This is a genomic window from Bacteroides sp. QWL-09, from assembly GCF_058683585.1.
Genome location: NZ_CM178748.1, coordinates 451,764 through 464,112 on the forward strand (window position 1 = coordinate 451,764; position 12,349 = coordinate 464,112).

The 12,349-nt window shown below is 41.8% G+C and carries 7 protein-coding genes; all 7 read left to right on the plus strand.

The annotated features are described in order from the left end of the window. The first annotated feature begins 10 nt into the window (after positions 1 to 10). The 7 genes from AC4PG5_RS01865 (at position 11) to AC4PG5_RS01895 (ending at position 12,334) form a co-directional block, all read left to right on the plus strand. Positions 11 to 1,198 (plus strand): AGE family epimerase/isomerase, encoded by a 1,188-nt coding sequence (locus tag AC4PG5_RS01865; protein WP_492030661.1) that lies wholly within the window; start codon positions 11 to 13, stop codon positions 1,196 to 1,198. Positions 1,199 to 1,232: 34 nt separating this feature from the next. Further along, entirely contained in the window at positions 1,233 to 2,876 is a 1,644-nt protein-coding gene (locus AC4PG5_RS01870; protein ID WP_492029768.1) for a BNR-repeat neuraminidase N-terminal domain-containing protein, read from the plus strand. 53 nt (positions 2,877 to 2,929) lie between these two features. Beyond that, entirely contained in the window at positions 2,930 to 6,112 is a 3,183-nt protein-coding gene (locus AC4PG5_RS01875; RefSeq protein ID WP_492030662.1) for a cyclically-permuted mutarotase family protein, read from the plus strand. Positions 6,113 to 6,297: 185 nt separating this feature from the next. Continuing rightward, positions 6,298 to 6,954 (plus strand): GDSL-type esterase/lipase family protein, encoded by a 657-nt coding sequence (locus AC4PG5_RS01880; protein ID WP_492030663.1) that lies wholly within the window; start codon positions 6,298 to 6,300, stop codon positions 6,952 to 6,954. 191 nt (positions 6,955 to 7,145) lie between these two features. Then, the gene (locus AC4PG5_RS01885) at positions 7,146 to 8,384 is read left to right on the plus strand and encodes an MFS transporter (protein WP_492029769.1); all 1,239 of its coding nucleotides are present in this window, start codon (positions 7,146 to 7,148) and stop codon (positions 8,382 to 8,384) included. 91 nt (positions 8,385 to 8,475) lie between these two features. Beyond that, positions 8,476 to 10,974 carry a beta-galactosidase GalB gene (gene galB, locus AC4PG5_RS01890; RefSeq protein WP_492029770.1) on the plus strand — a complete coding sequence of 833 codons (2,499 nt, stop codon included), beginning with the start codon at positions 8,476 to 8,478 and terminating at the stop codon, positions 10,972 to 10,974. Between the two features lie 94 nt (positions 10,975 to 11,068). Beyond that, on the plus strand, positions 11,069 to 12,334 hold the full coding sequence (locus AC4PG5_RS01895) for a leucine-rich repeat protein (RefSeq protein WP_492029771.1): 1,266 nt from the start codon (positions 11,069 to 11,071) through the stop codon (positions 12,332 to 12,334). Positions 12,335 to 12,349 lie beyond the last annotated feature (15 nt).

A 12,349-nucleotide genomic window follows, 5' to 3' on the forward strand; every position in this document is an offset into this window, starting at 1 on the left:
AAATGATATGATGAACGTAGAGCAATATTTATCAGATTGGACAAAGGTTTATAAAACAGATTTTATAGATAATATCATGCCATTCTGGATAAAATATGGGGTGGATAGTGTCAATGGTGGATGTTACACTTGTCTGGACAGAAAGGGTCAGTTGATGGATACAACCAAATCGGTTTGGTTTCAAGGGCGCTTTGCTTTTGTTTGTTCTTATGCGTATAACCATCTTGAGAAAAATCCCGAGTGGCTAGCTTTAGCGAAGCAAACGCTTGACTTCATAGAAAGATACTGTTTTGATACCGATGGGCGAATGTTTTTTGAGGTAACAGCCGAAGGAGTCCCCTTAAGAAAAAGACGTTATGTCTTCTCGGAATCATTTGCAGCTATAGCTATGTCAGAGTATGCGATTGCTTCAGGTGATAAAAGTTATGCTGAAAAGGCACTCAACTTGTTTAAAAATATTTTAAAGTTGATCAATACTCCTGGGGCTTTGGAACCTAAATACACAAAGGCGTTACAAGCCAAAGGACACTCTATCACCATGATATTAATCAATACAGCATCCCGCATCCGTGAGGCCATACAGGATCCGGTATTGGAGGAGCAGATAAATGCTTCGTTGCAATCGATCAAAGAAGAGTTTATGCATCCACAATTTAAGGCGTTGCTCGAAACAGTCGGTCCTAATGGAGAGTTTATCGATACAATTATGGGACGTATGATAAACCCTGGACATTGTATTGAGACGGCTTGGTTTATCCTTGAAGAGGCAAAGTATCGCAATTGGGATAAAGCTCTAATCGAGACAGGGACAAAGATACTTGATTGGTCATGGTCGTGGGGCTGGGATAAGGTCCATGGTGGAATTACCAACTTTGTGGACTGCAAGGGGTATCCATCTCAAGATTATGCACATGATATGAAATTCTGGTGGCCTCAAACAGAAGCTATCATAGCCACACTATATGCCTACCAAGCCACTCGAGATAATAAATATCTTGAAATGCACAAGATGATCAGTGACTATACTTATAAACATTTCCCAGATCAGGAATGCGGAGAATGGTACGGCTATTTGCACCACGATGGTACCGTGTCGCAAGAAGCCAAAGGTAATTTATTCAAGGGACCCTTTCATATTCCACGAATGATGATCAAATCACATCAATTATGTTGTGAGCTCTTGGATATAAAACATTAAGATACCGTTATATATATTGCTAAAAACACAAACCATGAAAAATATATTTTCTTTTTTAATTTTAGTCGGTTGGGGGATAGGTCTTTGCGCGCAGACTATCGTTCAAATCTCTCAACAACAAATCCCGATCTTAGTCGATAGGGAAGATAATGTCCTGTTTTATATTCGAGTTGATGCGCAACAAGCTACGACCTTAAATCAAATAACGATGGACTTTAGTCATTTAGCATCTAAATTTGAATTATCCGATATTAAAGCAGTAAGGCTCTATTATTCAGGTGTCGAGAATGTGCAGCGTAAGGGTAAAACCTATTATGCTCCCGTATCCTACTTGTCAAGAGATATCCCAGGTCAGACTTTAGCAGCAAATGCATCTTATTCCATAAAAAAAGCGGAAGTTAATGCGATTAAAGGGCTCACGAAGTTAACTGCCAATCAGCACCTTCAAAAAGGCGTTAATTATTTCTGGGTGAGTGTACAGCTGAAGCCCCAAACGTCTATTTTAGGTCAACTGATTGCTAAAATTACAGAGATTAAGGTGGATGGAAAACCGATTGCTTTTGAGAATAAAGAAGGAGCCGATCGGGTGCGTTATTTGGGTATCGGTGTGCGTCATGCCGGAGACGATAATGCAGCTGCATATCGCATTCCGGGGATAGCAACATCCAATAAAGGAAGTCTATTGGCCGTATATGACATTCGTTATAATAGTAGCGTTGATTTACAAGAATATGTAGATATCGGTTTAAGTAGAAGCACAGATGGCGGACAAACATGGGACGATATGCGTACTGTAATGGCCTTTGGTGAATATGGTGGATTGCCTAAAGCCCAAAATGGGGTTGGAGACCCTGCCATTTTAGTGGACAAGAAAACCGGTACCATTTGGGTTATTGCTGCATGGACACATGGCATGGGCAATGGTCGCGCTTGGTTCAACTCACAACAAGGAATGGATCTGGAACAAACAGCCCAATTCGTATTATCGAAGAGTGATGATGATGGAAAAACATGGTCAGCCCCTATTAATATCACCTCACAAGTTAAAGATCCTTCATGGCATTTTCTTTTGCAAGGCCCCGGTAACGGCATTACCATGGAAGATGGTACGCTTGTGTTTGCTATTCAGTATATTGGAGCAGACCGCATACCCAATGCCGGAATTATGTATAGCAAAGACCATGGGAATACATGGAAGATACACAATCATGCTCGTACAAATACAACAGAAGCGCAAGTAGCAGAGGTTGCCCCAGGCGTACTTATGCTGAATATGAGAGACAATAGAGGTGGTAGTCGTGCTGTGTATACCACTACAGATCTGGGCAAAACATGGAAAGAACACGAATCGTCCCGTACCGCTTTGCAAGAACCGATTTGTATGGCTAGTCTTATCAAAGTGAAGGCAGAGGACAATGTTTTAGGAAAAGACCTTCTTCTCTTTTCCAATCCCAATACCACGACATCGCGTAACAATATCACTATTAAAGCGAGTCTAGATGGAGGAAAGACTTGGTTGGAAAGCGATCAACTCTTGTTGGATGAGGGTTATGGTTGGGGATATTCTTGTCTAACAATGATCGACAAAGGAACTGTTGGTATTATATACGAAGGGAGTACAGCACATCTAACTTTTCAGGCGATTAAACTGAAAGATATTATAAAATCAATCCAATGAGAACTGCTTTACTGTTTATGCCATTAGGAATGCTCTCAACACTCCATGCTAGGATGAAACTACTTTTAGTTTTTCTTTTCCTCCTAGCAGGAGCTACCCAAGCCGAGTGTCAGACAATAAAAGTCGCTTGTGTGGGTAATAGTGTTACTTTTGGGGCTGGACTTGAAAATCGTGAAAAGGATTCTTATCCTTCACAATTACAAGACATGCTAGGAGATAGATATGACGTGGTCAATTTTGGTCATAATGGGGCAACTCTTTTAAACAAGGGCTTTCGTCCTTACACTCAACAAGAGGCTTATAAAAAAGCCATTCGATATGCTGCGGATATGGTGATTATACACCTTGGGCTCAATGATACTGATCCACGTGCATGGCCCAATTACCGAGATGATTTTTTGAAGGATTATCTTTCGCTTATCGATTCTTTTAAAGCGGCCAATACGAATATAAAAATATTCATCTGTCGCATGACGCCAATTTTTGACCGTCACAAGAGGTTTATATCAGGCACGCGCGATTGGTATTGGATGGAACAGGAACTGATTGATCAGTTGCCTATGCTCAGAAACGTAGAACTGATCGACTTGTATACCAGTATTCACAATCGCCCGGATCTTTTTGCAGATGCGCTTCACCCAAACAAAGAAGGTGCTACCATCATTGCTACCAATATTTACTCCGCTTTAACCGGAAATTACGGGGGGCTCAAAATGTCGCCGCTCTACACAGACAATATGGTGTTACAACGTGGTGCGCAAGTACAGATTTCGGGAGTAGCAGATGTTGGAGAGAAAATAACCATATCTTTCGGGGGATATCGAAAGGAGACCTTGACCGGATCAAAAGGGAATTGGAGTTTTATTGTAAAGGGATCTGAGTTTCCTCAAAAAGCGTTTGATCTGAAGGTATCCTCAAAACGTAAGACTCTTATCTTTAAAAATGTAATTTTGGGCGATGTTTGGATTTGCTCCGGACAATCCAATATGGCTTTTATGATCAAAGAGAGCGAAGCCTCTGAAAGGGATGAGCAACGAACTTATGCCTCTCGAAAGAACAACATCAGGATTTTTGATATGAAACCTCGCTGGCAAACGCAGTCCGTTGTGTGGGAGCCGTCTGTGCTCGACTCACTCAACCGTCTGCAATATTATAAAGATAGTCGATGGGAAAATCTACATGGTCACAATGTGGACATGATATCAGCCATTGCTCTTTCCTTTGGAAGAGTGCTTACCGATAGCTTGAATGTGCCGATCGGGTTAATTCTGAATCCGGTAGGTGGGTCTACAATCGAATCATGGATAGACAGAAAGACTTTGGAATTCGAGTTCCCTGAGATTTTGCGTGACTGGAGGAAGAATGATCTCATCATGGAATGGGCACGGGAACGCGCTTCCCTGAATATAAAGACGGCGACTAATCCCCTTCAACGTCATCCTTATGAACCGGCCTATCTTTTCGAATCAGGCATAGAACCGCTCAATAAGTTCCCTATTAAAGGTGTTATCTGGTATCAAGGTGAATCCAATGCGCACAATGTTGAGGCTTATAAGAAACTATTTCCGCTGTTCGTGAAAAGTTGGAGAACTTATTGGAATGATCATCTTCCTTTTTATTATGTTCAACTATCGAGCATCGATCGTCCAAGTTGGCCTTGGTTTCGAGAGACTCAGAGGGAACTAGCCCAAAGCATCGACAATATTAATATGACAGTGAGCAGTGATCTTGGAGACTCTTTGGATGTTCACCCACGATCTAAGAAGGAAATAGGGCGACGCCTAGCTTTCTCGGCATTACATAAAACATATAAACATCAAGTTATTCCTTCCGGGCCAGAAGTTGAAAGTGCGGAGTTTACCCCCAAAGAAGTATATATCCACTTCCGGTACGCCGATGGATTAAAAAGTTCCGACGACAAACCTTTAAGAACCTTTGAGGTAGCCAATGTCGATGGACTATATTTCCCTGCAGAGGCTATCATAGAAAACGGAAGAATCAAATTATGGAACGACAGTGTGCCTTATCCGGGCTATGTGCGTTACGGATGGGAACCTTTCTCACGTGGTAATCTCGTTAACCGTCTTGGATTTCCTGCTTCAACATTTAAAATAGAAAAAGATAAAAATATGATAAATTGGTCACGACTTCCTGACTTACCTATAGGATCTTCAAATTCTCCCATAGGGGTTTCTGCTGCTTTTGCAGGCGTTATAGACGAGGTCATAGTGGTTGCCGGAGGATGTAATTTCCCCGATAAACCTGCAACTGAAGGAGGAACAAAGAAATATTATGATTGTATTTATGGCTTATTCCCGGAGGGATGGAGGTTGATCGGGCGGCTCCCTATGGAACTTGCTTATGGAGCTTCAGTCACTACTCCCAATGGAGTTGTGTGTATCGGAGGGAACAATAATCAATTCTCATCGAATGCTGTTTTTATGATTACTCTTCAAAAAGAAAATGCTGAAATCATAAAACTACCTTCTCTTCCTGTCAGAATGGATAATACATCGGCTACCTATGTCGGCAACCATATTTATGTTGCCGGAGGGTATCGAGATGGTGAACCATGTAATGCCTTATATGCTCTCGACTTGAGTCATCTTCAAACGGGATGGATATCGCTCAAGAACTTTCCGGGAGCAGCTAGGGTACAACCGGTACTTGCCTCACAGGAAAGTGATAAGGATGGTATTAAGCTCTATCTGGCCGGTGGTTTCCAACCTCTAGGCAAAGACAGGATGCCTATGCTTCCCATTGACGTTTTATCCTATAATGTCTTAAAAGATACTTGGCAAAGTGAAACTCTTCTTCCTCATCTGGCGGATGGTACCAATCGAACACTCACCGGAGGTTCTGCAGTTGCTTATGGCACAGACGAAATACTATTTATGGGAGGGGTCAATCACGATCTTTTCTTGGAAGCGATCAAGCGTCCCATCTTCATCGAAGAGGCCAAAAAAACAAACGATTTGGTTCGTTTGGAGGCGCTGAAAAATGATGCCGTTCAGTATATGCGTCATCCTGTCGATTGGTATCAGTTCAATACCGAACTTCTTTCGTACAACACAAAGACGAAAGTGTGGAAAAGTCTCGGCAATTATGAACCAGTTGCTCGTGCCGGAGCAGCAGCCCTAATGACGAAGGATGCTCTTGTGATCATCAATGGTGAATTAAAACCCGGTATTCGTACACCGTCTGTTCACAAAGCAACGGGAATTCTGTCACAGTGATCGCTGCTGCACCGGTTGTCGTTTCAAGACTTTTTCTGGTCTTTTGATGGCCAAATTTTTAGATACCAATATTTAAATTTAAAACAGATCTTTCCATGAAAAAAACGTTTCTCTCTCCGAATCTTATCTGTCGAACCTTATTCGTAAATCAGAACCGAGTTGCTTATACGCCTTCGGGATCATTGATGAAATATATGCTAATTCTTATTTTAAGCTTATCTACGCTTTGTGGATATGCTCAAACTCACAAATATTCGACGTTCTATGAGCAACGTGCGAGTCTGTTTGAAGAATTACCGATCTGTACGGAGGATATCGTTTTTATCGGTAATAGTATTACCAATGGCGGTGAATGGCATGAGTTGTTCGAGAATAGACACGTTAAGAATAGAGGCATAAGTGGAGACACCTCGGAAGGGGTATACGATCGTCTTGATGCTGTCCTTAAAGGTCAACCCCGGAAACTCTTTTTGCTAATTGGTATTAATGATATTGCTAAAGGTCTTTCTGTAAGAACAATCGCAACAACGATCGAGAAAATAGTCTCAAAGATACAGACTCAATCGAGCAGCACATCCATCTATCTACAGAGTGTTCTGCCTGTGAATCCTGATTTCGGCCTTTTTTCGGGGCATATGAAACCGGATATGATAAATGAATTGAATGTAGAGATCAAACACATTGCACAAAAATATAATATAACTTACATCGATTTACATCCAACGTTTTTGGATCAGAAATCTCACAAATTGGATGCTGCTTATACAAACGATGGATTGCATCTGATGGGAAAAGGATATATACTTTGGCGGGATTCTATTTTGAGTTACGTAAATCATTGAGAGGATGAGGGAAAAAAGATTAAATCTTCTTATATTGAGTCGTTTATTGCAAATTCAGGCTCAAAGAACAGAACTTGACGGTATAGTAAGCGGTCAACAACGTCTGATATCTTTAGACCTGTTACCTAAAGTCGTAAAGTCTGTTTCGAGATTGATTTTAGTAGAAGAATATGCTGAAAAAAGAATTTAGTATGAAGAAATTACAACACACGAAAATATACCCATGGGCCGTTGTCGGCTTGTTGTGGATCGTTGCATTGCTCAATTATATGGATAGGCAGATGTTGTCCACCATGCGCGATTCTATGATGATAGATATTACAGAACTAGAATCTGCCGCCAACTTTGGACGTTTAATGGCCGTCTTTCTATGGATTTATGGTTTGATGAGTCCGGTTGCAGGGATTATAGCTGACCGTTTAAATCGAAAGTGGCTCATTGTAGGTAGCTTATTCATCTGGTCTTCTGTTACACTCTTGATGGGTTATTCTACCGATTTCGACCAACTCTATGTCCTTCGTGCTGTCATGGGAGTTAGCGAAGCGCTTTACATCCCTGCAGGGCTCTCGCTCATTGCGGATTTTCACTCCGAGAAAACGCGTTCTTTGGCCATTGGCATTCACATGACAGGATTGTATACCGGTCAGGCCATTGGTGGCTTTGGAGCTACCCTTGCCAAAGCTTATTCATGGGAAACGACATTTCATTGGTTTGGCATCATCGGCATTGCTTATAGCCTGATTCTTATTCTGTTTTTGAGAGATAAAAAGGTAGAAGAAGTCAAAGAGGTTAAAGGGATAGAAAAGCCGTCTAAAGATCAGACATCGATCATCAAAGGTCTGGCAATGATTGCTGCCAATATTTGGTTTTGGGTGATACTGCTCTATTTTGCAGCACCTAGCTTACCGGGGTGGGCTACAAAGAACTGGTTGCCGACGCTCTTTATGTCTAGTTTAAATATTGATATGGCTCAAGCCGGTCCAATGTCTACTATCACTATCGCCCTCTCGTCTTTTGTAGGAGTCATCTTTGGAGGTCTCTTATCCGACAGGTGGATTCAACGTAACATTAGAGGACGTATTTACACCGGTGCTATTGGCTTAGGGTTAACCATTCCGTCGCTTCTATTGCTCGGTTTTGGCTCTAGTTTTGCTACGGTTGTAGGAGGTGCATTGTGCTTTGGACTGGGGTATGGAATGTTTGATGCCAATAACATGCCGATACTCTGTCAGTTCGTGTCCTCTAAATATAGAGGAACAGTTTATGGATTGATGAATATGACAGGTGTCTTTGCCGGAGCTTTTATTACCAATTTATTGGGAAAGTCGACCGATGCCGGCACTTTGAGTACAGACTTTGCTAAATTGAGTCTATTGATATTGGTTGTGTTGTGTCTACAACTCCTATTCCTTCGTCCCAAAGCAAAATGAGATTGTTCTCTTATGGGTACACCTGGTGGAAAAATTGTTTTAAAATGTGATACGAGATTCGGTTATTATACAAACAAGCTTTAATAAGATTATGGTAAAAAAGATCAGACAATTACTTTTTGTTTTTTTTGTAGGGATATGCTTTACTGCAAAAGCACAAGTGCGTACAGAATATCTTCTGGAGAAAGGGTGGCGATTCACGCGAGAAGATCATCCGGATTTTAGCTCTGCCACTTATGATGATTCTAAATGGCAACAGGTCACCATCCCACACGATTGGGCCATTTATGGACCGTTCAGTAATCGTAATGATCAGCAAGAAATGGCTATTCTGCAAGATGGACAAACGCAAGCCGAACAACACACTGGACGCACAGGTGGACTTCCATTTGTCGGGGTGGGGTGGTATCGACTCGATTTTGAAGCTTTAGCATTCGAACTCGGTAAACATGCCAGTCTCATCTTCGATGGAGCAATGAGTCATGCCGAGGTCTATCTGAATGGAGAGAAGATCGGACATTGGGTGTATGGCTACAACAGTTTCCATTTCGATGTAACCCCGTTCTTGAAGGCAGAAGGTAAAAACACCTTGGCCGTTCGTTTGGAGAACAAACCCGAATCATCACGCTGGTATCCGGGTGCCGGATTGTATCGGAATGTCCATTTAGTGATAACGGAGGATGTTCATATTCCGGTTTTTGGTACCCAATTGACGACACCTGTTGTGAAAGCCAATTTTGCACGGGTAAATATTAAAACAAAGATCAATTACCCCCAATGTAAAACGGTCAACAACTTCCAGTTGTTAACAGAGCTAGTCGATAAGAATGGTAAACTTGTGGCCTCCAATAGAAAGGCGCTTACAGCATACGACTTAGACGTTATAGAGCAAGACTTAATCGTGGAGCATCCTTTACTCTGGGATACCGATACCCCGAACCTATATAAAGCCATTTCAAAACTGTATCAGGGAGAGGTGCTGAAAGATGAATATACAACATCTTTTGGCATTAGAACATTAGAAATGATTCCGGACAAGGGCTTTTTCCTAAATGGTAAGAGAACGGTTTTCAAAGGTGTCTGTATGCATCATGATTTAGGCCCATTGGGAGCTGCTGTAAATGAGGCTGCCATCCGTCGTCAAATTCGTATCCTAAAAGAGATGGGCGCCAATGCGATCCGAACATCGCACAATATGCCGGCTCCCGAATTGATTAAGGCTTGTGATGAGATGGGAATGATGGTCATGGCTGAGTCCTTTGATGAATGGAAAACTCCTAAAATGAAAAATGGATACCATCTTGTGTTCGATGAATGGGCTGAGAAAGATTTAGTAAACCTGATCCATCAATTCAGAAACAATCCTAGTGTGGTGATGTGGTGTATTGGGAATGAAGTCCCGGATCAACACAATGGCAATCAAGGTGCAAAACTCTCGTTGTGGTTACAAAACATCTGTAAACGTGAAGATCCGACGCGTTTTGTGACCCAAGGCATGGATGCTCCTGATGCTGTGATGAATAATAACTTTGGCGCCGTGATGGAAGTACTTGGGTTCAACTATCGCCCACATAAATATCAAGAGGCCTACAAAAAGTTACCTCAACGCATTATTTTAGGAAGCGAAACCACCTCCACGGTGAGTTCGCGAGGCGTTTATAAATTCCCCGTCACCCGTCAGCAAATGAAGAAATACGAAGACCACCAATCCTCATCTTACGATGTAGAGCATTGCTCATGGTCCAATTTGCCGGAAGACGATTACATGCAACATGAAGATTTGCCCTATTGCATCGGGGAATTTGTGTGGACAGGCTTTGACTATCTAGGAGAGCCGACCCCATACTACACCGATTGGCCTAGTCATTCGTCTCTGTTTGGCATTGTCGATTTGGTCGGAATTCCTAAAGACCGATATTACTTGTATAGGAGCCATTGGAACAAAACAAAGGAGACGCTGCACATCCTGCCTCATTGGAATTGGGAGGGAAGAGAAGGACAGACCACCCCCGTTTTTGTTTACACCAATTATCCTTCCGCTGAGCTGTTTATCAATGGCGTTAGTCAAGGAAAACGCCAGAAAGATCTTTCCATAACGATTCATAATAGCGATACAAAGGATTTAAAACGGCAAGAGAGATATCGTTTGATGTGGATGGATACTAAATACGAATCCGGAACAATAAAAGTTGTAGCTTACAACGAAGAAGGGAAACCGGTTGCAGAAAAAGAGCTTCACACTGCAGGAAAACCACATCATCTAGAACTAACTGCCGATAGATCTGTGATAACGGCAGATGGCAGAGATTTGGCCTTCATAACCGTAAAGGTCGTCGATAAAGACGGCAATCTCTGTCCTAATGCCCAGAATCTTGTAACGTTTAAAGTGAAAGGCGAAGGCGTGTATAGAGCCGGAGGAAACGGGAATAGTACCTCGTTAGATTTATTTCATCTGCCACAGATGCCTCTTTTCAATGGTCTGTTGGTTGCTATTGTGCAATCTACAGAAAAAGCAGGAAGCCTTACCTTAGAGGCAAAGATGGAAGGAAAGGTTAAAGGAAAGATAGACCTAAAAACAGTCCATCCTTGACGTCGTTTTATCGGCGATTAAACGAGAACGATAAGAAAACTCTAAATCTCAACTCAATGAGATTTAATGTTGAATTTAATTATAAATAGAATTTATGAAATTTAGAACAATTAATTTTTTTGTGTTGACTACACTGTTAGTCGTAATTACTTTCTCTTCATGCTCAAAAGAAGATTCTCTTGAGAAAATAGAGCCCAACCTATCAGAACTAGTAAAAATCTCTGTAACATCGCTTCCTGATAAAACAACTTACTCATTAGGGGAGCCATTATCGCTTAAAGGATTAATCGTTGAAGGCATCAATAGCGACAATAGCAAACAACGATTAGACATCACAGAGGCCAATATCAGTGGATTCTCTTCGGAGAAATCATCAGACGATTTAACCTTGTCTGTGACCATCAATAAGCTGACGACCACTTTTTCTGTAAAGGTTCTACCTATAAAAGTTGAAAATGGTGTCCTCACCAAAGTAGAGGCTAATCTTACTCGTCTCGTATTACCGGACTTTGTAACCTCTATTGCAAGCAATGTCTTCAGACAAAGTAAGATAACCCATGTGACCTTGAACGAAGGATTAAAGTCGATTGGTGAACAAGCTTTCGCCTGGTCTCAGATCACAGAAATCAATTTCCCCAAGACGCTAGTGACCATCGATGAGGCTGCGTTTTATGGTTGTGACTATCTAAAAGAGATCGATTTAAGTCAAACATCCCTGACACAAATAACGCATGAGACCTTTGCTTTAAATAAAAATGTAACAGTGATAAAGCTGCCGCAGTCGGTCAAAGAAATCGAATATCAGGCTTTCCTTAATGCGACATCATTGAAAGAGTTGTATTTGCCGGATGGACTTTTGAAGATGGGAAATGAAGCGTTCCGAGAGTCCGGACTTGTAAACCTCAGACTCCCTAACAGCCTTTGTTATATGGATCAAAGAGTTTTCTATCTATCCGGAGAGTTAGAAAGAGTTGAAACCTTTGGTCGTGCCGTTGTTAATACGAGCATAGCCGATCAGAAATTGGAAGCTTCCACCTTCGAACGTTGTCCAAAGCTCATTCACTTCGAGATCCCCCAAAACGTAGAGATTATCGGTCAAAATACAATCTCCGGTTCACCAAATTTAGAGTCGATCGTTATTCCGGCTACCGTTAAACAGATTAATTTTAACGCATTTGCCAATACCGGATTGAAAGTCGTAACGGTTGAGGGCACAGCCCCTGCTATTGCCAATACGATATCAGGAGCTTGGCAAGCCTTCCCTTATACCGTTCAAACCATAAAAGTACCGGCCGGGTCTGTCGAAACCTACAAAGCTGCACACGGATGGAATAGTTTCGCGAAACAGATTGTGGAATAATGTATACGCTTATTC

Bases quoted from the DNA above. Each gene is read 5' to 3' on its own strand.
- AC4PG5_RS01865 (WP_492030661.1), top strand. From the start codon at position 11: ATGAACGTAGAGCAATATTTATCAGATTGGACAAAGGTTTATAAAACA.
- AC4PG5_RS01870 (WP_492029768.1), top strand. From the start codon at position 1,233: ATGAAAAATATATTTTCTTTTTTAATTTTAGTCGGTTGGGGGATAGGT.
- AC4PG5_RS01875 (WP_492030662.1), top strand. From the start codon at position 2,930: ATGAAACTACTTTTAGTTTTTCTTTTCCTCCTAGCAGGAGCTACCCAA.
- AC4PG5_RS01880 (WP_492030663.1), top strand. From the start codon at position 6,298: ATGAAATATATGCTAATTCTTATTTTAAGCTTATCTACGCTTTGTGGA.
- AC4PG5_RS01885 (WP_492029769.1), top strand. From the start codon at position 7,146: ATGAAGAAATTACAACACACGAAAATATACCCATGGGCCGTTGTCGGC.
- galB (WP_492029770.1), top strand. From the start codon at position 8,476: ATGGTAAAAAAGATCAGACAATTACTTTTTGTTTTTTTTGTAGGGATA.
- AC4PG5_RS01895 (WP_492029771.1), top strand. From the start codon at position 11,069: ATGAAATTTAGAACAATTAATTTTTTTGTGTTGACTACACTGTTAGTC.